The organism is uncultured Paracoccus sp. (genome assembly GCF_945915435.1).
Lineage (GTDB): Bacteria > Pseudomonadota > Alphaproteobacteria > Rhodobacterales > Rhodobacteraceae > Paracoccus.
Genome location: NZ_CAMEFG010000006.1, coordinates 46,548 through 67,709, shown reverse-complemented (window position 1 = coordinate 67,709; position 21,162 = coordinate 46,548). Strand labels below are relative to the sequence as shown.

Annotated in this window: 20 protein-coding genes; 13 read left to right on the top strand and 7 right to left on the bottom strand. The window is 67.7% G+C overall.

Going from position 1 to position 21,162, the window contains the following annotated elements:
* Positions 1–2: 2 nt before the first annotated feature.
* Genes Q0O97_RS03645 through Q0O97_RS03630 form a run of 4 tightly spaced genes read left to right on the top strand, consistent with a single transcriptional unit; the run spans position 3 to position 3,612 of the window.
* Complete coding sequence (locus Q0O97_RS03645) at positions 3–758, top strand: enoyl-CoA hydratase-related protein (RefSeq protein ID WP_294924997.1); 756 nt, start codon at positions 3–5, stop codon at positions 756–758.
* Complete coding sequence (locus Q0O97_RS03640) at positions 755–1,873, top strand: 3-hydroxyacyl-CoA dehydrogenase NAD-binding domain-containing protein (protein WP_294924994.1); 1,119 nt, start codon at positions 755–757, stop codon at positions 1,871–1,873. Before Q0O97_RS03645 ends, Q0O97_RS03640 begins: the two co-directional genes overlap by 4 nt.
* Entirely contained in the window at positions 1,870–3,045 is a 1,176-nt protein-coding gene (locus Q0O97_RS03635) for an acetyl-CoA C-acyltransferase (RefSeq protein WP_294924992.1), read from the top strand. The genes Q0O97_RS03640 and Q0O97_RS03635 overlap by 4 nt, the downstream gene beginning before the upstream one ends.
* A gap of 57 nt (positions 3,046–3,102) precedes the next feature.
* On the top strand, positions 3,103–3,612 hold the full coding sequence (locus tag Q0O97_RS03630) for a TIGR02444 family protein (protein WP_294924989.1): 510 nt from the start codon (positions 3,103–3,105) through the stop codon (positions 3,610–3,612).
* An 86-nt stretch (positions 3,613–3,698) separates the two neighbouring features.
* Here the strand turns inward: Q0O97_RS03630 and Q0O97_RS03625 are convergent, their stop codons facing one another.
* From Q0O97_RS03625 to Q0O97_RS03610, 4 genes are all read right to left on the bottom strand, one after another.
* Positions 3,699–4,265, bottom strand: coding sequence for a UbiX family flavin prenyltransferase (locus Q0O97_RS03625; RefSeq protein ID WP_294924986.1), 567 nt, complete (start codon positions 4,263–4,265; stop codon positions 3,699–3,701).
* Positions 4,266–4,269: 4 nt separating this feature from the next.
* Complete coding sequence (locus Q0O97_RS03620) at positions 4,270–4,644, bottom strand: Rid family hydrolase (protein WP_294924983.1); 375 nt, start codon at positions 4,642–4,644, stop codon at positions 4,270–4,272.
* A 76-nt stretch (positions 4,645–4,720) separates the two neighbouring features.
* A complete protein-coding gene (locus tag Q0O97_RS03615; RefSeq protein ID WP_366125239.1) occupies positions 4,721–6,043 on the bottom strand; it encodes an FAD-dependent oxidoreductase in 1,323 nt (440 codons plus the stop codon).
* A complete protein-coding gene (locus Q0O97_RS03610; protein WP_294924977.1) occupies positions 6,043–7,710 on the bottom strand; it encodes a thiamine pyrophosphate-dependent enzyme in 1,668 nt (555 codons plus the stop codon). Before Q0O97_RS03610 ends, Q0O97_RS03615 begins: the two co-directional genes overlap by 1 nt.
* 306 nt (positions 7,711–8,016) lie before the next feature.
* Here Q0O97_RS03610 and Q0O97_RS03605 point away from each other — a divergent pair, with 306 nt between their 5' ends.
* The 7 genes from Q0O97_RS03605 to Q0O97_RS03575 all read left to right on the top strand — a co-directional run bounded on the left by Q0O97_RS03605 (position 8,017) and on the right by Q0O97_RS03575 (position 14,647).
* On the top strand, positions 8,017–9,615 hold the full coding sequence (locus tag Q0O97_RS03605; RefSeq protein ID WP_294924974.1) for an ABC transporter substrate-binding protein: 1,599 nt from the start codon (positions 8,017–8,019) through the stop codon (positions 9,613–9,615).
* Complete coding sequence (locus Q0O97_RS03600; protein ID WP_294924971.1) at positions 9,615–10,292, top strand: aspartate/glutamate racemase family protein; 678 nt, start codon at positions 9,615–9,617, stop codon at positions 10,290–10,292. Before Q0O97_RS03605 ends, Q0O97_RS03600 begins: the two co-directional genes overlap by 1 nt.
* Positions 10,293–10,319: 27 nt before the next feature.
* A complete protein-coding gene (locus tag Q0O97_RS03595; protein WP_294924968.1) occupies positions 10,320–11,312 on the top strand; it encodes an ABC transporter permease in 993 nt (330 codons plus the stop codon).
* Positions 11,309–12,139 (top strand): ABC transporter permease, encoded by an 831-nt coding sequence (locus tag Q0O97_RS03590; RefSeq protein WP_294924966.1) that lies wholly within the window; start codon positions 11,309–11,311, stop codon positions 12,137–12,139. Before Q0O97_RS03595 ends, Q0O97_RS03590 begins: the two co-directional genes overlap by 4 nt.
* A 2-nt stretch (positions 12,140–12,141) precedes the next feature.
* Complete coding sequence (locus tag Q0O97_RS03585) at positions 12,142–13,131, top strand: ABC transporter ATP-binding protein (RefSeq protein ID WP_294924963.1); 990 nt, start codon at positions 12,142–12,144, stop codon at positions 13,129–13,131.
* Entirely contained in the window at positions 13,128–13,937 is an 810-nt protein-coding gene (locus tag Q0O97_RS03580; RefSeq protein ID WP_294924960.1) for an ATP-binding cassette domain-containing protein, read from the top strand. Before Q0O97_RS03585 ends, Q0O97_RS03580 begins: the two co-directional genes overlap by 4 nt.
* 251 nt (positions 13,938–14,188) lie before the next feature.
* Positions 14,189–14,647, top strand: coding sequence for a hypothetical protein (locus Q0O97_RS03575; protein WP_294924957.1), 459 nt, complete (start codon positions 14,189–14,191; stop codon positions 14,645–14,647).
* A gap of 158 nt (positions 14,648–14,805) precedes the next feature.
* On the opposite strand, the gene Q0O97_RS03570 is transcribed toward Q0O97_RS03575, so the two are convergent.
* A complete protein-coding gene (locus Q0O97_RS03570) occupies positions 14,806–16,134 on the bottom strand; it encodes a UbiD family decarboxylase (RefSeq protein WP_294924954.1) in 1,329 nt (442 codons plus the stop codon).
* 189 nt (positions 16,135–16,323) lie between these two features.
* Here Q0O97_RS03570 and Q0O97_RS03565 point away from each other — a divergent pair, with 189 nt between their 5' ends.
* Positions 16,324–17,715 (top strand): aldehyde dehydrogenase family protein, encoded by a 1,392-nt coding sequence (locus tag Q0O97_RS03565; protein WP_294924951.1) that lies wholly within the window; start codon positions 16,324–16,326, stop codon positions 17,713–17,715.
* A gap of 100 nt (positions 17,716–17,815) precedes the next feature.
* Entirely contained in the window at positions 17,816–18,916 is a 1,101-nt protein-coding gene (locus Q0O97_RS03560) for an AraC family transcriptional regulator (protein ID WP_294924948.1), read from the top strand.
* Between the two features lie 29 nt (positions 18,917–18,945).
* On the opposite strand, the gene kynA is transcribed toward Q0O97_RS03560, so the two are convergent.
* Both kynA and kynU read right to left on the bottom strand, forming a co-directional pair.
* Positions 18,946–19,776: a tryptophan 2,3-dioxygenase gene (gene kynA / locus Q0O97_RS03555; protein ID WP_294924945.1), complete on the bottom strand. Its 831-nt coding sequence runs from the start codon at positions 19,774–19,776 to the stop codon at positions 18,946–18,948.
* 133 nt (positions 19,777–19,909) lie between these two features.
* Positions 19,910–21,103, bottom strand: a complete 1,194-nt coding sequence (gene kynU, locus Q0O97_RS03550; protein ID WP_294924942.1) for a kynureninase — start codon at positions 21,101–21,103, stop codon at positions 19,910–19,912.
* Between the last annotated feature and the right edge of the window lie 59 nt (positions 21,104–21,162).

Genomic DNA, 21,162 nt, shown 5'->3' with positions numbered 1-21,162 from the left:
CCATGATGCTGATACATGATCCGTTGCCGGGCTGGTCGCGCCTGGTGCTGCACCGGCCCCAGGCCAGGAACGCGCTGAACACGGCGCTGCTGGAACAGATCGCGCAGGTGCTGGACGGGCTTGCGGCGGACCCCGGTTGCCGCGCGGTGCTGCTTTGCGGACATGGCGGGAACTTCGCCGCCGGCGCCGATATCGGCGAGATCGAGGGCAAGACCGCGGTCGAAGGCGCGCGCGATCCGCGCAAGGCGCATTGGGCCGCCATTCGCGCCTTTCCCAAGCCCCTGATCGCGGCGGTGGACGGCTTCGCCCTTGGCGGCGGGCTGGAACTGGCGCTGATGGCCGACCTGCTGGTGGCCGGCCAGACCGCGCGCATGGGCCTGCCCGAGACCAATCTGGGCCTGATCCCCGGTGCGGGAGGCGGCCAGCGGCTGATGGCGCGCATCGGCCCGGCCCGCACCGCCCGCATGGTCCTGACGGGCGAGATCATCGACGCCGCCACGGCGTTCGACTGGGGCCTCGCCTCGCATCTGGCCGAGGGTGACGCCCTGCCCCATGCCGAAGCCTTGGCCGCCAAACTGGCCCTGCGCGCGCCCCTGGCCCTTTGTGCAGCCAAGGCCGCGCTGACCGCCGGGGCCGAGACCCCGCTGGCATTGCAGGCCGAACGCGCGGGCTTCGAGGCGCTGCTGGACAGCCATGACAAGGCCGAGGGCATCCGCGCCTTCCGCGAGAAACGCAAACCGGAGTTTCGGGGAACATGACCACGATCGCCGTCATCGGCCTGGGCACGATGGGCCTCGGCATCGCCCAGACTTATGCGAGCGCCGGTTTCGACGTGCTGGCCACCGATGCGGTCGCGGGCGCCCGCGACAGCGCGCTCGACCGGCTGCGCGCCGGGCTTGCGCCACGGGTTCAGGCGGGCAAGATGGCGCAGGCAGATCTGGACGCGCTGGCCTCGCGCATCACCGTGGTCACGGGACCGCAGCAGATGGGCGTCGCCGATCTGGCCATCGAGGCGGTGATCGAGAAGATCGAGGTCAAGCGCGAGCTTTTCGCCGCGCTGGAAGCCGTGGTCGCGCCCGATGCGGTGCTGGCGACGAATACTTCGTCGCTGTCGGTGGCCGACATGGCCCGCGGCCTGACCCGCCCGGACCGCCTGCTTGGCCTGCATTTCTTCAACCCCGCCCCGGTGATGAAGCTGGTCGAACTGGTCGCCCATCCCGCCACCGCCTCGCAGGCGCTGGACCGCGCCCGCCACCTGACCGAGGCCGCTGGCAAGACGGTGATCCAATGCCCCGACCGCCCCGGCTTCATCGTCAACCGCTGCGCCCGCCCTTTCTACGGCGAGGCGCTGGCGCTGCTGGAAGAAGGCCGCAGCGCCGCTGAGATCGACGCGGCGATGCTGGCGGCGGGCTATCGGCTTGGGCCCTTCGAGCTGATCGACCTGGTGGGCGCGGACATCAACCTGGCTGCCACCGAAAGCCTTGCCGCCGCGATGGACGGCCATCCGCGCTATCACGTCTTTGACGCGCTGCGCCGGCAGGTCGCCTCGGGCGATCTGGGGCGCAAGACCGGCCGGGGCTTCCTTTACCCCGACAAACCCGGTCCCGCGCCGGCCGAAACCGAAGCCATCGCCCTGCAAATCGAGGCCACCTTGGCCAACGAAGCCGGCTGGCTGCTGGCCGAGGGCGGCACCACGCAAGACGGTATCGACACCGCGCTGAGACTGGGCCTTAACTTCCCGCGCGGACCATTTGAAATCATGAGAAAACACAGCCGCTCCCACCTGCTGGCGGAACTGCGCCGGCTTGCCGCTGCTGCCCCCGCGCCGCTGCGCGACCGCTACGCCCCCGCCCCCATATTGGAGCAACCATGAGCGACGTTTTCCTCTGCGCGATGCGGCGCACCCCGATCGGCCGCTATGGCGGCGCGCTGGCGCTGGCGCGGCCCGACGACATGGCCGCTCATGTCATCGACGGGCTGCTGGACCTGCATCCCGGCCTTGCGGTGGACGAGGTGGTCATGGGCTGCGCCAACCAGGCGGGCGAGGATAACCGCAACGTCGCCCGCATGGCGGTGTTGCTGTCGCGCCTGCCGGAAACCGTGCCGGCGCTGACGGTGAACCGGCTCTGCGCCTCGGGGCTGGATGCGGTGATCATGGGCGCCCATGCGGTGCGCGCCGGCGCCGATGTGGTCATCGCCGGCGGCGTGGAAAGCATGTCCCGCGCCCCCTTCGTCATGCCCAAATCCAACGCGGCCTTCACGCGGCAGACCGAGATCCACGACACCACCATCGGCTGGCGCTTCGTCAACCGCCGCATCGCCGAGGCCTTCGGCATCGAATCCATGCCCGAAACCGCCGAGAACGTCGCCGAGGATTACGCCGTCGCCCGCGCCGACCAGGACGGCTACGCCCTGCGCTCGCAACAACGCTATGACGCGGACTGGCATGCGGCGGATATCCTGCCGGTGACCATTCCGGGCCGCAAGGGCGACACGGTGGTGGACCGGGACGAACATCCCCGCGCCACCTCGCTGGAAAAACTCGCGGCGCTGCGCGCGCCCTTCCGCAAGGGCGGCAGCGTCACGGCGGGCAATGCCGCAGGCGTGAATGACGGGGCGGCGGCGGTGCTGCTGGCATCAAGCCAGGGGATCCGCCGCCACGGCCTGACACCGCTGGCCCGGATCGGGCGCGCAGCCTCGGCAGGCGTCGCGCCGCGCATCATGGGCATCGGCCCCATCGCGGCGGCTCAGCGGCTGGTGGCGCGGGGCGCCGCCGCCCCCGCCGATCAGGACGTGATCGAACTGAACGAGGCCTTCGCCTCGCAGGTGCTGGCCTGCACCCGCGCTTGGGGTCTGGCCGATGACGACCCCCGCGTGAACGCCAGGGGCGGCGGCATCAGCATGGGCCATCCGCTGGGCATGTCCGGCGCGCGCATCGCGGGCACGGCGGCGCGGCGGCTGGCGGAAACCGGCGGACGCTCGGCCATCGCAACGCTTTGCGTCGGCGTTGGCCAGGGCGTGGCGCTGGAACTTCTGGCGATCTAGGCAAACCCGAAACCGATCACGTGCCGCCTCCGGCGAACAGCAGGATACCCAGGACGGATGGCCCGCAAGATGGACAAGAACAGCGACACCGACGCGGCGGCGGCCTTCTGGACCTTCGCGCTGACCTTTTACGCGCGGCCCGGGATCGCGCCTTTGTGCCTGCGCCTGCAAGCCGAGGGCGGCACGGATGTGATGGCACTGATCGCGCATTGCCACGCCACGGCCCGGCAGGACTCGCCGCTGAGCGCGACCGAACTGGCCGCTTTGCGCGACCATATGGCCGAATGGCACCGCCGCGCGGTCCTGCCCCTGCGCGCGCTGCGGGTCGATCTGCGCGACCCCGTCGCCCATCTGCCGGACGCCCGCCGCGAATCCTTCCGCGACCAGTTGAAACAACTCGAACTGGCAGCGGAAAAGGTCCAGGCCGGAATGATCGCCGACTGGCTCGCCAGGCGCAACCCGGCAGACGGCGGCGACTTCACGCAAGGCCTGCGCCTCCTCGCCGGCCCTGCCGCCCTGCCCGACCCCGATATCGCCCTGCTGCGCGAGGCCGCGAAACCCGCCTGACCCCCGGCATGGGACGATTTTCTTCATCATCCAAATACCCATGCCAAGCCCGCCGCTCTCGCCCCCACCCGCAGAATCGGGCGGCCCTATTCCTTCCAGCGTTTCACCAGCCCCTCGGTCTCGATGTCGAACAGGTCCAGCATCCGGCCAAGCGTGTGGTCGATCATCTCGTCCAGCGTCTGCGGTTTCGCATAAAAGGCCGGCACCGGCGGCGCGATGATCGCGCCCATTTCCGACAGCGCCGCCATGTTGCGCAGGTGGCCCGTGTGCAGCGGCGTCTCGCGGACCATCAGCACCAGGCGGCGGCGTTCCTTCAGCACCACATCCGCCGCCCGGCTGAGCAGGCCCGAGGTCACGCCCCCCGCGATTTCCGCCATCGACCGGACCGAGCAGGGCGCGACCACCATCCCCATGGTGCGGAACGACCCGCTGGAGACCGGCGCGGCGATATCGCCCGCCGCATGGACGTGATCGGCCAGCGCATGGACCTCGGCCAGCTTGCGGCGGGTCTCATGCGCCAGCGTGATCTCGGCGGCGCGGGTCATGATCAGATGCGTCTCGATGCCGCTGCCTTGCAGGATCTCCAGCAGGCGGATGCCGTAGATCACGCCCGAGGCGCCCGAGATGCCGACGATCAGGCGCTTGGGGGCCATCGCCTCAGCCCCGCCAGGCGGTGACTTCGATCTCGACCTTCACGCCTTCGGTCGGGATCTGGCAGACCACCAGCGTATTGGTGGGGCGGATGTCGCGGAAGGTCTCGCCCAGCACCTCGGCCACGTCGCGCAGGTAAGCCTTGTCGGTCAGGAAGGTGCGCAGCGCCACCGCATCGGCAAGGCCCGAGTCGGCCTGCCCCAGCACCTTGTCCACCGTGGCCAGGATGTTGCGGGTCTGTTCGGCGGCGGATTCGGGCAGGTTGCCGCCCTCGTCCTGGCCGGTGGTGCCGGTGACGTAGATCGTCGGCCCGGCGATCACCGCCTTGGCATAGCCTGCGAAATCCTCGGAAGGGGCGCCCGAAAAGATGCGGTTCTTCATGTCATGCTCCGTTTCTGATGCCCGATCCGGGCGTGATGATAGAGTGCGCGCGCGGTCGATCCAAGCGCGGGGCGCCTCAGGCCGCCAGCAGCCGCAGCGCCGCCGCCTTGCCGCTGGCCGCGGCACCTGTGACCAGCGATTGCGCCAGGTAATCGCCGCAGAACTGCACCTTCGCCCCCGGCTGGCGGTTCAGGAAGCGGCGCACCTCACCCGCATAGCCGGGATAGAATTCGGGCAGCTTCAGCGCGATCCACTGGTTGAAATGATCCACCCGGTCGGCGTCCAGCGTCGGATAGAGGCAGCGCAGGTCGTCCGCCACGATCTCGTCGATGCGGTCCGTCAGCCCCTCGTTGCGGGCGCGGCGGTTGGCCTCGGGGGTCAGTTGCGTGTAAAGCTGGGGGTGGCTGCCTTGGGCATCAACGCCGGGGATCTGCTGATAGGTGGCGATGGTTCCGCCCGCATTGTCCGAGAAAAAGCTCATATAGGGCGCGACCTGCCGGTTCAGCCGGATATGCGCGATCCCCAGCGAGTTGTAGCGCACGCGGTCCATGAAGGCGCGGTCCTCGGGCGCCATATCGGGGATCAGCGCGGCTACGTTCACCCCCTCGACCGCGCAGACGATGCGGTCGGCCTCAAGGATCAGGGGCGCGCCGTCCTGCTCGGCCTCGACGCGGCAGGGACCGCTGGCGGGGGCGTCAATGCGCAGGGCACGGGTGTTCAGCAGCAGCGTCAGGTCGCGCGACAGGGCCTGCGGCAGGCTGTTCATGCCGCCTTTCAGCACATGGACCGTGCTGGTCCCGATCATATGCGGCATGGTGGTGGCGAAGAAGGCGGCCGAGATATCCGCCGCGTCCCAGCTTCGCGTGCTGCGAAAGACCGGGTTGACCATACGTTCCAGCACGCGCGGACCTAGGTGGCGGGTGATGTAATCGGCCAGCGTCACCGCATCCGCCGCCGGGGCCGAGGTGGCATCGTCCGGGTCGGTGGTAAACCGCGCCGCCAACAGCCGCGCGCCATAGGTCATGAAGCGCAGCCGGTCGGCAAGCGTCAGCCCCGGCGTCAGCAGCGAGCGCGGGCCGGGCATCAGCTCGACCTTCCATTTTTCCGTCGGCGAGCGGCATTCGGCGGACAGGTTGCGCACCGGGATCAGGTCGGGGGTCAGGCCGATATCGTCCAGCAGGCGGTTGAAATCCTTGCTGAAGGCGTAAAGCAGCCGCGCGCCGGTATTGTAGCGGATGCCGCGCGTCTCGCGCGCGCCGACGCGCCCGCCGGGCTGGTCCTGCGCCTCGATCACGGTGACCTCGCATCCCGCGCGGCGCAGGTGCCAGGCGGCGGTCAGACCGGCGATTCCCGCGCCGACCACGATCACGGATTGCTGCATCGGCTGTCTCCTTGTCATCAGGGCTTCAGCGCCTCGGGGCCGGTGACCAGTTCGATCAGCACCGGGCCGTCAGCTTGCCCGGCGCGGGCCAGGGCGGGCGCGAATTCGGCGGTGGTGGCGACGCGGACCCCCTCGGCCCCCATCGCGCGGGCGTAATCGGCGAAATTCACCTGCGCCAGATCGGTGCCCGTCACCCGCCCGAACTGGCGCTGCTGGCTGGCGGCGATGGCGCCATAGCGCGAATTGTTGACCACGATCACCGTCACGGGCAGGCGGTGCAGCACCGCCGTCGCCAGTTCCTCGCCCGTCATCAGGAAGCAGCCGTCACCCGCCATCGCCACCACGCGGCGGCCGGGACAAGCGGCCTGCACCCCGATGGCGGCGGGCAGGCCGTAGCCCATCGCGCCGCTTTTCGGGCCAAGCTGCGTGCCGTAATCGTCGTGCGGAAAATGGCGCTGCGGCCAATGGGCATAGGCGCCCGCGCCGACGGTCAGCATGGCGTCGGCGGGCAGGTCCGCGCGCAGGATGCGGCAGACCTCGCGCAAGTCAAGTGGCCCCTGCCCCGGCTTGCCCTCGGTGAAGGCCAGCCGCGACGCGCGCAGGCGCTCGCGCCATGCGCGGCGGGCGTCAGCGACCGGGGCGCTTGCGTCCAGCAGACCGAACAGGCTGCCGGGCTGCGCGCAGACCGCCATATCCGCGCGCCAGACGCGGTTGAGTTCGCTCATATCGGGGTGGATATGGACCAGCGCCCGGCCCGGATCCGGCAGCGGCATCAGCTGATAGCCGGCAAAGACATTGGTGCCGAAAGTGTTGATCTCTCCCAGCCGCATGCCGGCGACGATCACCAGATCGGCCTCACCCACCGCCGCCAGCGCCGCCGGATCGGCGCCGATGCCCAGCTCGCCCGCCATCGAAGGGCTGGAGGCGGGCATCAGGTCGCGGCGGCGGTAAGAGGTCAGCACCGGCAGCGCCTGCGATTCGGCATAGGCGACCAGCGCGGCGCGGTCCCCGGCGCTCCAGCCGGTGCCGCCGACGATCAGCAAGGGACGCTGCGCCCGCGCCAGCATCTCGGCGATTCGCGCGGCGTCATCCGGGGAAACACCCGGCTGCGGTGGGACCGGCGCGGCCAGCGGCGCAGGCTGGGCTGTGGGCTGGTGCCAGACGTCCTCGTCCACGACCAGCACCACCGGGCCGCGCTGGCCCGACAGCGCGACGGACCAGGCGCGCAGCATCATCTCGGGCAGGCGCGCGGCATCCGTGCATTCACCCACCCATTTCGCCACGCCGGCGAAGGTCGCCCCGAAATCGGGGCCAAGGTAAGCCTCGCGCCCGGACTGTCGCCCCGTGGCCTGCCCCACGATCAGGATCATCGGCGCGGCATCGGTCCAGGCGGTATGCAGCGCCAGCATCGCGTTCAGCGCGCCGGGCGCGCGGCCCACCACGGCGATGCCCGGCTGGCCAGTCGCATGGCCCGCCGCCTGCGCCGCGAAGACCGCCCCGGCCTCGTGCCGGCACGAGACCATCCGCCCCCCGATCCGGCCCGCCAGGGCGTCCAGCAGTTCCAGCGCGCCCTCGCCCGGAACGTGGAACAGCGGGCCTTGCGACCAGTCGGCGATCAGCCCTGCCAGAACGGCGGCCCCATCGGTCCGGGCGTTGGTCCGAGCGGTGGTCATGGTATCGGTCACGGCCTTCCTTTCGCTTCTCAGGGGCGGTCCTGTGCCCCCTCTCACCTGCCCTTTTCTGCGCCCGGCGCGCCCTGCGGCGCAATGCCGCCGCGCAGGCCATCACAGCCACGCGAGGGGGTTTCTTCTGATATCAACAAAACCAGACCCATAAGAATAAAAAGGCCGCTGTGCAGCATGGGCCTGCCGCGTTCATAGTCTGTTGAACGGACCGGCAGGTTGTCCGCACAAGAGCGACACCGGACCCAGAACCAGACCCGCCGCTGCGGACGGGCACCATCCATCAGGGGAGCGATGATGAAAACCGATATGACCCTCAGAATGTCCCGCCGCGCGATCCTGCTGTCGGGCGCGGCGGCCGGCGTCGCAGCCATGCTGCCGGGCGGCATGGCCTGGGCGCAGAGCGCGGGCGGCACCGCCGTCATGACCATCGCGCCCGAGCCGAACGCGATGGTCAGCGCCTTCAACAGCGCCTCGCCCGTCGCGGTGATCTCGGGCAAGATGGTCGAGGGGCTGGTGCGCTACGACTGGGACCTGCAACCCCAGCCCGAACTGGCCACGGGGTGGGAAATCGCGCCGGACGGGCTGACCGTCACCTTCACCCTGCGCGAGGGCGTGAAATGGCATGACGGCACGGATTTCACCTCGGCCGATGTCGCCTATTCGATCATGGAGCTGCTGAAGCAGCACCACCCGCGCGGCCGCGCCGTCTTTGCCTCGATCGAGCGGGCCGAGACGCCGGACGACCACACCGTGGTCCTGCACCTGTCGCAACCCGCGCCCGCGATGATGGCGGCGCTGGCGGGCTGGGAATCGCCGATCCTGCCCAAGCATGTCTATGAAGGCAGCGACCCGCTGACCAACCCCGCCAACAACGCCCCCATCGGCACCGGCCCCTTCAAGTTCGCCCAGTGGGAGCGCGGCAGCCATATCATCCTGGAAAGGAACCCCGACTATTGGGACGAGGGCAAACCCTACCTCGACCGGCTTGCGGTGCGCTTCTACGCCGATCCCAGCGCCCGCGTCGCCGCCTTCGAAGCGGGCGAGCTGCACCTGGGCGGCGACGGCCCGATTCCGCTGAACGAGGTCGCGCGCTTTCGCGACAATCCCGGCTTCGTGGTGGAAGAACGCGGGATCGAGATGAACAACAGCCTCGACATCCTGGAATGCAACCTGCGCAACGAACATCTGGCCAGGGTCGAGGTGCGCCATGCGCTGATGCATGCGATCAACCGCGAATTGATGCTTGGCACCGTCTGGTATCAGCTTGCGGAACTGCTGACCGGCCCGATCCCGCAATCGCTGCCGCATTTCCATACCGACGACGTGCCCGCCTATCCCTACGACCCGGATCGGGCGAACCAGTTGCTGGACGAGGCGGGTTTTGCGCGCGGGGCGGGCGGCATGCGCTTTACCCTGCGGCTGATCTGGCCCGCGGTGGGCGATACCTATGACCGCGCCGGGCAGTTCCTGCGCCAGCAGTTCCGCGAGGTCGGCGTCGATCTGGTGTTGCAAAGCGCCGATGTGCCGACTTTCATCCGGCAGGTCTATCAGGAATACGACTTCGACCTGTCGATGTTCCCCTCCTCGGTCACGGCGGACCCGACCATCGGCTCGCACCGCTTCTATCACTCGGATTTCATCCGGCAGGGCACGCCCTTCGTGAACGCCTCGGGCTATGACAATCCCAAGATGGACGAGGTGCTGGATGCCGCCGCCGTCGAGCCCGACCCCGACAAGCGGCGCGCGCTGTTCCACGAATTCCAGCGCATCGCGATGGAGGACCTGCCGATCCTGCCGCTGGCCCGCCCGATCTATGTGACCATCGCCAATGCGCGGCTGAAGGACTTCATGACCGGACCCGAAGGCGTGCGCAACGGCCTGGGCGCGGCCTGGTTGGAGGCGTGATGCCCGCCGCCGAAAGGACGGCGCCCCGCGTGGGCGTCATCATGCTGAACACTGCCTTTCCCCGCCCGCCCGGCGATATCGGCAACCCCGAGACCTTCGCCGGCACCGCGCTTTACGAGGTGGTCGAAGCCGCGACCGTCGCGCGCCTGCAAGCCGGGGACGGCACCGACCTGCTGGACGGCTTCCTTGCCGCCCGCGACCGGCTGGTGGCGCGCGGGGCGGGGATCGTCACCACCTCTTGCGGGATCCTGGTGCTGCATCAGGCGGCGCTGGCGCAGGGTTGCCCGGTGCCGGTCCTGACCTCGGCCCTGCTGGCGATCCCGCGCATCGAGGCCGAAACCGGCGCCCGCGTCGGCGTGCTGGCGATGGACGCCCGCAGCATCACCCCCGCCCATCTGGCGGCGGCAGGCGCACGACCCGACACGCCCGTCGCGGGGCTGGAAAGCGGCCGCGAGCTTTACCCCACCCTGCGCCGCAACGACGCCCGCGACCAACTGGACCCCGCGCGGGCGCGGGCCGACGTGATCGCGGCGGGCCGGGACCTGCTGCGCATCGCCCCCGACATCGGGGCGATCGTGGTGGAATGCACCAACCTGCCGCCCTATAGCGACGCACTGGCGCGGGCCACCGGCCTGCCCGTCCACGACATCCTGACCCTGCTTCCGGGTCGCACCTGAACTTCGTCAGCAGAAAGCCAGCCATACATGACTGCCCGCAGACACAGATCCACATTCCGATATATCGGCAAGCGGCTGATCCATGCCGCCTTCACCATCCTTGGCATCGCCGTCATCAACTTCCTGCTGCTGCAACTGGCCCCCGGCGACGCCGCCGAGGCCCTTGCGGGCGAGGCGGGCACGGCGGATGCGGAATATATGGAAAGCCTGCGCCGCCAGTTCGGCCTCGACCGTTCGCTGATCGAGCAGTTGGGCGCTTTCCTGCTGCGCATCGTGACGCTGGATTTCGGCTGGTCCTTCCGCCACGGGATGAGCAACTGGGACCTGATCATGGATCGGCTGCCCGCGACGCTGCTACTGATGGGCGCCTCGATCCTGCTGGCGCTGATCGGCGGCATCGTGATGGGCGTGATCGCCGCGCGCAACGTGGGCCGGTTGCCGGACCGGCTGATCTCGGTCGGCGCGCTGCTGCTTTATGCGACGCCGCCCTTCTGGATCGGGCTGATGATGATCGTGCTGTTTTCCGTCAAGCTGGGCTGGGTGCCGACGGGCGGCATGTATGACGTCATCGGCGGCAAGACCGGGTTTGCGCATGTGCTGGACGTGATGTGGCACCTTGCGCTGCCGGTGCTGACGCAGGCGTTCTTTTACCTCGCGATCTATACGCGGCTGGTGCGGGCCGGGATGCTCGAGGTCCTGAACCTGGAATATATCCGCGTGGCCCGCGCCAAGGGGATTTCGGAAAACCGCATCGCCTATCGCCATGCGCTGAGGAACGCGGTGCTGCCGCTGCTGACCGTGGTCGGCGCGAATATCGGCACCTTCCTGGGCGGCGCGGTACTGACCGAAAGCATATTCTCGTGGCCCGGCATCGGGCGGCTGATGTTCGACGCGATGATGCAGCGCGACCTGAACCTGCTGCTCAGCATTCTGGTGCTGTCCTCGATCTTCGTGGTGATCGCTAACCTTTTGGTGGACCTGCTCTATGCGGTCATCAACCCGACGGTGGAGCTGAAATGATGCGTCTCATCCTGCGCAACTGGACCCTGTCGCTGGGGCTGGCCCTGCTGGCGCTGATCCTGCTGATGGCGCTGAGCGCGCCGATCCTTTACCCCGGCGATCCCTACGCCATGATGGGCCCGCCGCTGCAATGGCCGGGCACCTATCCCGGCGCGCCGCTGGGCACCGACAGCCTTGGCCGCGACATCGCGGCGGGCATCTTCCACGGCGCGCGGGTGTCCTTGATGGTCGGCTTCGTCTCGGTCGCCTGCGCGCTGGTCGTGGGCATCCTGGTCGGCGCCTTCGCGGGCTATTACGGCGGCTGGGTGGACGACGCGCTGATGCGCATCACCGAACTGTTCCAGACCATCCCGCAATTCATGCTGGCCATCGTCATCATCGCCATCATGGGGCCGTCGATCCAGGCGGTGATCATCTCGCTTGGCGTCGTGTCCTGGCCCACGGTGGCGCGGCTGGTGCGCAGCGAATTCCTGGTGCTGCGCGAACGCGCCTTCGTCCATAGCTGCATCGTCATCGGGATGAGCGACCTGCGCATCATCTTCGCCCAGATATTGCCCAATGCGCTGTCCTCGATCACGGTCATGGCCAGCGTGCTGGTGGCCACCGCGATCCTGATGGAATCGGCGCTGTCCTTCCTGGGCTTCGGCGATCCCAACGTGATCACATGGGGCACGATGATCGGGCTGGGCCGCAGCCAGTTGCGCGACGCCTGGTATATCATCGCCATTCCGGGGCTGGCGCTGCTGGTCACCGCACTGGCGCTGAACCTGGTCGGCGAAGGCATCAACGACGCCATGAACCCCCGCCTGCGCAAGAGGAAGATCTGAAGATGGCCAAGGATACCCTGCTTTCCGTCGAGGACCTGCACCTGTCGGTCAGCCACATGCCCGAGGCCCGGATCCTGCGCGGCGTTTCCTTCGATGTCACGCGCGGCAAGACGCTGGCCATCGTCGGCGAATCCGGCTGCGGCAAGTCCGTGACCTCGCTGGCGGTCATGGGCCTCTTGCCCGAGGGGCTGACCAAGACCGCCGGCCATATCCGCTTTGACGGCACCGACCTGCCCGTCACCGACAACGAGGCCATGCGCAAGATTCGCGGCGACCGCATCGGCATGGTGTTCCAGGAGCCGATGGCGGCGCTGAACCCGGTCTATACCATCGGCAACCAGGTGGCCGAGGTCATCCTGGAGCACGAGAACATCAGCCGCGCCGAGGCGCGCGAGCGGGTGATCGCCCTGATGCGCGAGGTCGGCCTGCCCGATCCCGACCATATCGTGGACGAATACCCGCATCGCCTGTCGGGCGGCCAGCGCCAGCGCGTGGTGATCGCGATGGCCTTGGCCTGCAACCCCGACCTGCTGATCGCAGACGAACCCACCACCGCGCTGGACGTGACGGTGCAGGCGCAGATCATGCGGCTGCTGAAGGGGGCGCAGGCGGAACTGGGCGTCGCCATCGTGCTGATCACCCACAACCTGGGGCTGGTGGCGCAGGTCGCCGACCGGGTGGCGGTGATGTATGCCGGCCGCAAGGTCGAAGAGGCCGAGACCCGCCGCCTGTTTTCCGCCCCCCTCCACCCCTATACGCGGGGCCTGCTGGCCGCAACGCCGCGCCCCGGCCGCCGGCAAGAGGGCGAACTGCCCCTGTCCGAAATCCCCGGCATGGTGCCCTCGATCACCGAGGATCTGCGCGGCTGCCGCTTTGCCCCGCGCTGCCCCTTGGCCTCGGACATCTGCCACCGCGTGATCCCCGAGCCGCGCATGATCGGCGCCACCAGCGTCGCCTGCCACAACACCACGGAAACGGAGGCACCCGCATGACCGCCCTGCTATCCATCCGCGAGTTGCATTGCAGTTTCGACACCACGCGCGGCAAGGTCCATGCCGTGCGCGGTGTCTCGCTGGAGGTGAACGCGGGCGAGACGCTGGCCTTGGTGGGCGAATCCGGCTGCGGCAAGACCACGCTGGCGCGCTGCATCCTTGGCCTGCAACGCCCCGACTCCGGCCATATCCTGCTGGACGGGCAAGAGATGGTGGGCCTGTCGCGCCGGGCCATGCGCCCCTTCCGCCCGGATGTGCAATGCGTGTTCCAGGACCCGTTTTCCTCGCTGAACCCGCGCAAGCGCATCTCGGCCCTGATCCGCGAGCCGCTGGATGTCCACGGCGTCGGCACCCCCGAGGAACGCAAGCGCCGCGTGCTGGACCTGATGGAGCGCGTCGGCCTGCGCCCCGACTGGGCCGAGCGTTTCCCGCACGAATTCTCGGGCGGCCAGCGCCAGCGCATCGGCATCGCCCGCGCGCTGGCGCTGAACCCCAGGCTGATCATCTGCGACGAGCCGGTCTCGGCGCTGGACGTCTCGGTGCAGGCGCAGATCGTCAACCTGCTCTATACGCTGCAACGCGATCTGGGTCTCAGCTATCTGTTCATCACCCACGACCTGACGCTGGTGGAAAACTTCGCCGACCGCGTGGCGATGATGTATCAGGGCCAGATTGTGGAAAGCGGCCCCGCGCAAGAGGTCTGGCGCAACCCGCAGCACGAATTCACCCGCACGCTGATCGACGCCATCCCGATCCCCGACCCGGACGTGCCGATGGGCAGCGGCCGCAAGGCCTTCGCGGGGTGAGGGGGGCGTCGGCCCGGTCCTGCGCATCAAGCAGGGCGCGACCGTGCTTTCGAAAGACAGCCGCCCTCGCAGCAATCTGCGGGGGCGGTATCGTCTGGGCTGCGGCGACAAGGCGGCCTTTCGCCTTGGGCAATCATGTGGCGACCAGCCTGCCGTAGGTTTCCGGATTTGCGCGATATCCCCAGTCGTTCCTTGCAATTGTTACCATATCGTTATAGGAACATTACAAGAACACAAGGGAGGGCAACGGCATGGTTGACTTGAGCGCCTACAAAGCGAAATCGGGCACACTTGTTCCTGTTTGGACACTCGAAATTCAAACGGTTCCCGACGACACCGACAGGATTCTGGATGCGGTCATGGAAGTCCATCCCCTTTCCTTTGGACGCTACCGGCGCAATGCAAGCATTTCGGCCATCGGCAAAGAAACCGCTCAACCTGAACCCGGATCGACCACGACGACGCATGTCGATGGTTTCGAGCCAGGACGCACCGAGACGTATCCGATGGTGGAACTGAAAATCTCGATCGAGCGAGATATGGCGATTCTTGAAAAGGTTATGGATGCCATCATCCATGTGCATCACTATGAAGAACCAGTGATCTATTTACGTGAAGATTGGGCGAGCCGTGCAGCCTATAATCCGAACAGCGACAATCCTAACCGCTGGTGGAATAATGGGCGTGGTTTGCCGAATCGGATAGATTGATTCCGCTCTGGCGGCCCGCTTGTGGCCTGTAAAGCGGGCCGCCTGTCGCGAAAATCCCAAAACACGCCTCACGCCAGGCAACGTCCGCAAAGGCTTGCCAATAACCGCCCCGCATCGGGGCGATCACCAGCATATCCGGCAGGGGAGTCAGCGCGCCCTTACGCCAGCCAATCCGCCAGATCAACCTCATCCTGCCCCGGAATCGACTTGCGGGCGAATTCCGCCTCTCGCCCCCAGGGCATCGTTGCGTCGATGCACAGCCGGCCCCAATGGTCCTTCTTCGGATCGCGGTAGAAGCCCGGCACATCCGGCACGATCATGGCCCGCGTATCGGCCCGCCCGCGCGTGAGGTAAGCCCACATCACATCGTCCAGATCGTAGATGTCCACGTCCTCGTCCACCACGATCACCACCTTGTTGTAGTCCAGATAGGACCCCATCGCCGCCAAGAAGACATGCTGGGCATGGCCCTCATAGGCCTTCCTGATCTTGACGATGGAAATCATCACGTTCGGGCGGCAACACACATCGATGACGCCCGGCACCTGCGCCGCGACATGGCGATAGACGCGGGCGGCGGTCACGGCCTCCAGCGGGCGCAGGTCCTCGGGGCTGCCGCAGACCAGCCCGTGCAGCACCGCATCGGGGCGATAGCTGACATGGGTGACCTCGAAGACATGGTTGTCGCCGACCTCGACATAGTTGCCCATGAACTCGCCAAAGGGGCCTTCGGGGCGCTTGATATTGGGCAGGAAGCGGCCTTCCACGACGATATCGACGCTGGCGGGAACCTCCAGGTCGATGGTCTCGCAGCGCCGCGTCGCGATCTTGCCGCCCTTGATCTGCGCCGCCATCACCAGTTCGGACGCCTCGTAGGGCAAGGACGCACAGGCCGACAGGAACAGTTCCGGCGGGCAGGACAGCAGCAACGCGGCCTCCAGCGCCTCGCCGCGCTCCTCGGCCTTCTTCTGATAGCGCGTCAGGTCGTGGGTGCCGCCAAGGCGCACCCGCAATTCGCTGTCGCTGACCTGCATGGAGCGGTGGAAGGACAGGTTCGGCACGCCGCTGTCCGGCTCCTTCGCCAGAAAGATCGCCGAGGTGAAGTAAGGCCCGGCATCGCGGCCGTGCCAGGTGACCGCCGGCAGATCCGACAGCTTGCCGCTGACGAAACCCCCGGCCTCTTCCGCCGTCGCCGGGACCATCACATCGGCGTCGCGCGCGGCAAGGCAGGCGTCGGTCAGTTCGATCCAGCGCTCGCAGAAGGTGCGCTCGCCCGCGCCGATCATCCGGCACAGCCGGTCATGGCTGCCGTAGAGGTTCGAGACCACCGGCATCGCCGACCCCGCCACGTCCTGGAACAGCACCGCCTGTTCGCCCGCGCGCTGGACGGCGCGGGTCACGGCGGCAAGCTGGTGGCGCGGCTCGACCTGCCGCGCGACGCGGGCCAGCTCGCCACGGGATTCGAGATCACGAAGGAAATTCTGCATTGGGGCCTCGCGGGTTACAGGGGTTTCGGCCAGTAAACCCCGCCGCCGGGCCGGGATACAGCGCGGCAATTTTGCCCGCACGGCCTTTTCCTTTGGATATCCGCCCCAAGCGCCGCAAGCCCATTCCCCGAAGGCCCCGCCCCGCGCATGTTCTGGCAAAACCAGCCTTCACGAGAACCCGGAATTCCCATGACCCACAGCATCGACATCCGCAATCCCCGCAGCGGCAAGGTGGATTACCAGATCACGCCGCTGGACTTGCCCGCCCTGACCGCCCGCACTCAGGCGCTGCGCGAAGGTCAGGCGAAATGGCTGGAGATCGGCCTCGACGGCCGCATCCGCGCGATGGAGGCGCTGTGCGACGCGGTGGACCGCCATTACCAGCCGATCCTCGACGCGCTTTGCGCCGATACCGGGCGGCACGAATGGTCCGTGAACGAGATCGAGGGGCTGAAGGGCATCACCCGCATGCGTTGCGCCACCGCCGCCGAGGCGATGGCCGAGGCGACCGGCCAGTCCTCGGACCCGACGCTGCGCTTCCAGCAGCAATATGTGCCCTATCAGCTGGTCGGCATCATCTCGCCCTGGAACTATCCGCTGATCCTGGCGATGATCGACGCGATCTGCGCGCTGCTGGCCGGTTCCGCCGTCGCGATCAAACCCAGCGAGGTGACGCCGCGCTTCATCGCCCCCTTCCGCCGCGCCATCGCCGAGGTCGAACACCTGCGCGACGTGCTGGACGTGTTCGAGGGCGGGGCCGAAACCGGCGGCTGGATCGTGGACCTGACCGACACGCTGGTCTTTACGGGTTCCGTCCCCACCGGGCGCAAGGTGCAAGAACGCGCCGCCAGCCAGTTCAAGACGGCGTTTCTGGAACTGGGTGGCAGCGACCCCGTCGTGGTGCTGGACAGCGCCGATCCCGAGATGGCGGCGGAAATCATCACCCGCGGCGCGACGGAAAACTCGGGCCAGCTTTGCTGCGCGATCGAGCGGGTCTATGTCCAGAACGGCATCCTTGACGACGTGACGCAGCGCACCGTCGCGCGCATGCAGGCGCTTGGCATGAACATGCAGGACATCACGCAGGGCGAGCTTGGCCCGGTGATCTTCGCCCGCCAGGCGGATATCCTGCGCGCCCAGATCGAGGATGCCGTGGCCAAGGGCGCGCGCATCCTGACCGGGGGCCGGATCGTGGAACATCAGGGCGGGCTGTGGTGCGAACCCACGGTGCTGGCCGATGTGACGCAGGACATGGCGGTGATGCGGGACGAGACCTTCGGTCCCATCGTGCCGATCATGGGGTTTGAGACCCCCGACGAGGCCGTCCGGCTGGCCAATGACACCGAATTCGGCCTGTCGGCGGCGGTGATCGGCGACGAGGCCGAGGCCATCGCGGTCGGCCAGCGCATCAACGCGGGCGGCATGTGGATCAACGATTTCGACACGATGGGCGGCGTCGGCGCGCGGGCGGAAAAGACCGCCTTCGGGGCCTCGGGCCTTGGCGGCAGCCGCTATGGTCATGGCGGCTTCCTGCGCTTCTTGCGCAAGAAGGCCATCGTGGTTCGCGGCAAGGCAGCGTAAGGCGTGAGGCGGGCGGCCTCGGGCCGGACTCGCCAGCGCGGGACCGATCCCCTAGACTGGCGGTCTTGAAACCACCGCCAGCCACAAGGGGCCGCCCGCCATGTCCTCCCGCCTTACGGGGATCAGCACCGTGATTCATCCCGATACCAAGGGGCTGTTCCGCACCGCCCTTGTCGGGCCGGGCGGCACGATACGCACGGCCTTCGAGACCCTGGCCCAAAACCCCGGCAACTATCCGCGCCGGGTCAATACGCGCTGGAACATCGCCTATACCCGCGTCGATCTGCCCGAGGGCGAGGGCACCGGCTGCTGGAAGCTGGTCTCGATCAGCGACGAGATCTATATGATCGTCACCGATTGCGACTATACCTCGGCCCGGTTCGAGAAGGTGCCGTCCGAAGGGCTGGTCGAGTTCCATTTCGTGCTGGAAGGCCCGGTCGAACTGGCCGTGCCCCGCGCGCAGGAACCCAGCCTGACCGCCTCGACCATCATGGCCTGCCACCAGGCGCCGGGGGTGAATTACGACGTCTGTTGCCTGCCGGGGCGCTTTCGCATGATCAGCCTCTATGTCCGGCCCGAACTGCTGGCCGACAGCTTCGGCTTCGGCGCGCAGCCCGGCAGCCGGGCCGAGCGGCTGATGCACCCGGCGGCGGGCGCGATGGCGCTGGTCGAGGCCGCGACCACGGTCGAGATCGTCACCGCCCTGCGCGACGTCTTCGCGCTGGAATTCAACGCAAGGCGCGACCTGATGATGGTGGTGGCGCGCATGTTCGAGTTGCTGTCCCTGACCACGGCGGCGCTGGAAGCCGATCCCGTGGACAGCAACAGCGGCATCGCCTTCACCGAGCGCGAACTGGCCATGTTCGCCCGCGCGCAGGCGATTCTGTCCGACGACGCCGGCGGGCGGCTGACCATCGCCGACCTCGCACGCGAGCTTGGCACCAATTCGACCAAGCTGAAAAGCGGCTTCAAGCTGCTTTACGGCATGACCATCTTCAACTACCGCAACCACCACCGCATGACCCGCGCGATGGAGATGCTGGCCGATCCCGGCATTCCCATCGCCACCATCGCGCATATGGTGGGCTACGACCACCAGGCCAGCTTCACCACCGCCTTCAAGGCCCATTTCGGCCTGCCCCCGAAAGAGGCGCGCAAGCTGGCCGCCCCTTCCGGCACGGGCAGCGACATGCGCGACTGACCCCGGCCCGCGGACAGGCCGGGGCGGGGTCACAACTCGGTGCGCACGCGCCACAGTTCGGGGAACAGTTCCACCTCCAGCATCCGCCGCAGATAGGCGATCCCCGCCGTGCCCCCGGTGCCGCGCTTGAAGCCGATCACGCGCTCGACCGTGGTGACGTGGTTGAAGCGCCAGCGGCGAAAGTAATCCTCGAAATCGACCAGTTTCTCGGCGATCTCATAGGCTTCCCAGTGTTTCGACGGATCGCGGTAGACGGTCGCCCAGACCGCCATGACGCCCTCGTCGAAGCTCCACGCCTGCCTCGGGTCGCGGTCCAGCACCGCCTGCGGCACCGGCAGGCCGGCGCGCGCCAGCCTGCGCAACACCTCGTCGTAAAGCGAGGGGCGGGCCAGTTCGGCCTCCAGCTTCTCCAGCAGGTCGGGGCGATGCTCATGCGGCTTCAGCATCGCCAGGTTGCGGTTGCCGACCGCATATTCGATCAACCGGTATTGCCAGGACTGAAAGCCCGAGGACTGCCCCAGATCGTCCCGAAACCGGGTATATTCCGAGGGCGTCATCGTGCGCAGCACGTCCCAGGCATTGTTCAACTGCTCGAAGATGCGCGAGACGCGGGCCAGCATCTTCAGCGCCTCGGGCGTGCGGTCGGCGGCGATCATGTCCCGCGCGCCGTTCACCTCATACAGCGCCAGCTTCATCCACAATTCCGAGGTCTGGTGCTGGATGATGAACAGCATCTCGTCATGGGCCGGGGACAGCGGCTTCTGCGCGGTCAGGATCTGGTCGATTCGCAGATAGTCGCCATAGGACATGCGCTGGCGGAAATCCATCTGTGCGCCGTCGCGCGAGGGGTCATAGGTCATGTTCGCTTCCTCTTTTCACTGAAATGGGTGGTTCAGGGAAAAGCGGTTCGCTGGTCCAGAATGGCGCATTGCCCGATCCGTCGCCACAACGCGATCCAGCCCCAGGGGCGGCAGGTGCAGGGAAGGACGCGGTTCATGTAACCTTTGCCCGCGTCTTGAATTCGGGCCGGTCCCAGCGGCGTTCCTCCATGATCCGCGCCAGGATATCGACCGCGCGGTTCACGTCGTCATGGCCAAGATAAAGCGGCGTGAAGCCGAAGCGCAGCGTGACGGGCGCGCGGAAATCGCCGATCACGCCCTCGGCGATCAGGGCCTGCATGATCGCGTAGCCTTCCGGGTGGGTAAAGCTGACCTGGCTGCCGCGCTGGTCATGGGCGCGCGGCGTAGCCAGTTTCAGGTCCGGGCAGCGGGCCTCGACGCCCGCGATGAACAGATCGCCCAGTTCCAGCGAGCGGGCGCGGATGTCGCCCATGTCCACCCCGTCCCAGACATCCAGCGCCGCATCCAGCGCCGCCAGTTGCAGGATCGGCGGGGTGCCGACCCGCATCCGCTCGATCCCGTCGCCGGGGCGATAGTCCAGATCGAAGGCAAAGGGCGCCGCGTGCCCCATCCAGCCCGACAACGCCGGGCGGGCGGCGTCGTGATGGCGCGGGGCGACATAGATGAAGGCCGGGCCGCCGGGGCCGGAATTGAGGTATTTATAGGTGCAGCCCACCGCGAAATCCGCCCCGCCCCCGGCCACCTCCACCGGCAGCGCGCCCGCCGAATGGGCCAGGTCCCAGATCGCCAGCGCGCCTTTTTCATGCGCGCGCGCGGTCAGCGCCTTCATGTCGTGGCGCCGCCCGGTGCGATAATCGACTTCGGTGATCAGGATCGCGGCGACAGTTTCGTCGATGGCGTCCAGCACGTCCTCGGGGTTGACGGTGCGCAGCGCATGGCCCTCGCCCAGCGTCCGCACCAATCCCTGCGCGATATAGAGGTCCGAGGGGAAATTGCCGTTGTCCGACAGCACCACGCGGCGCGTCGGGTTCATCTCGAAGGCCGAGGCCAGCGCCTGATAGACCTTGATCGACAGCGTGTCGCCCATGACCACGCTGCCCGGTTCCGCCCCGATCAGCCGGGCGATGCGGTCGCCTGTGCGGCGGGGCTGTTCCATCCAGCCGGCCTGGTTCCAGCCCCGGATCAGCATCTGGCCCCATTCATCGGCGATGACGCGGCTCATGCGTTCCTTCACCGCGACCGGCAGCGGCCCCAGCGAATTTCCGTCCAGATAGATCACCCCTTCGGGCAGGTCGAACATCGCACGGGTCGCGGAAAAATCGGTCATGGGTCCTATCCTGACTTGTCGCGCCCCGACCGGCGGCTTTGCCACCCCCAAGGGCCTGT

Coding starts and splice junctions, on each gene's coding strand:
- Q0O97_RS03645 (WP_294924997.1), top strand. CDS start 3: ATGATGCTGATACATGATCCGTTGCCGGGCTGGTCGCGCCTGGTGCTG.
- Q0O97_RS03640 (WP_294924994.1), top strand. CDS start 755: ATGACCACGATCGCCGTCATCGGCCTGGGCACGATGGGCCTCGGCATC.
- Q0O97_RS03635 (WP_294924992.1), top strand. CDS start 1,870: ATGAGCGACGTTTTCCTCTGCGCGATGCGGCGCACCCCGATCGGCCGC.
- Q0O97_RS03630 (WP_294924989.1), top strand. CDS start 3,103: ATGGCCCGCAAGATGGACAAGAACAGCGACACCGACGCGGCGGCGGCC.
- Q0O97_RS03625 (WP_294924986.1), bottom strand. CDS start 4,265: ATGGCCCCCAAGCGCCTGATCGTCGGCATCTCGGGCGCCTCGGGCGTG.
- Q0O97_RS03620 (WP_294924983.1), bottom strand. CDS start 4,644: ATGAAGAACCGCATCTTTTCGGGCGCCCCTTCCGAGGATTTCGCAGGC.
- Q0O97_RS03615 (WP_366125239.1), bottom strand. CDS start 6,043: ATGACAAGGAGACAGCCGATGCAGCAATCCGTGATCGTGGTCGGCGCG.
- Q0O97_RS03605 (WP_294924974.1), top strand. CDS start 8,017: ATGACCCTCAGAATGTCCCGCCGCGCGATCCTGCTGTCGGGCGCGGCG.
- Q0O97_RS03600 (WP_294924971.1), top strand. CDS start 9,615: ATGCCCGCCGCCGAAAGGACGGCGCCCCGCGTGGGCGTCATCATGCTG.
- Q0O97_RS03595 (WP_294924968.1), top strand. CDS start 10,320: ATGACTGCCCGCAGACACAGATCCACATTCCGATATATCGGCAAGCGG.
- Q0O97_RS03590 (WP_294924966.1), top strand. CDS start 11,309: ATGATGCGTCTCATCCTGCGCAACTGGACCCTGTCGCTGGGGCTGGCC.
- Q0O97_RS03585 (WP_294924963.1), top strand. CDS start 12,142: ATGGCCAAGGATACCCTGCTTTCCGTCGAGGACCTGCACCTGTCGGTC.
- Q0O97_RS03580 (WP_294924960.1), top strand. CDS start 13,128: ATGACCGCCCTGCTATCCATCCGCGAGTTGCATTGCAGTTTCGACACC.
- Q0O97_RS03575 (WP_294924957.1), top strand. CDS start 14,189: ATGGTTGACTTGAGCGCCTACAAAGCGAAATCGGGCACACTTGTTCCT.
- Q0O97_RS03570 (WP_294924954.1), bottom strand. CDS start 16,134: ATGCAGAATTTCCTTCGTGATCTCGAATCCCGTGGCGAGCTGGCCCGC.
- Q0O97_RS03565 (WP_294924951.1), top strand. CDS start 16,324: ATGACCCACAGCATCGACATCCGCAATCCCCGCAGCGGCAAGGTGGAT.
- Q0O97_RS03560 (WP_294924948.1), top strand. CDS start 17,816: ATGTCCTCCCGCCTTACGGGGATCAGCACCGTGATTCATCCCGATACC.
- kynA (WP_294924945.1), bottom strand. CDS start 19,776: ATGACCTATGACCCCTCGCGCGACGGCGCACAGATGGATTTCCGCCAG.
- kynU (WP_294924942.1), bottom strand. CDS start 21,103: ATGACCGATTTTTCCGCGACCCGTGCGATGTTCGACCTGCCCGAAGGG.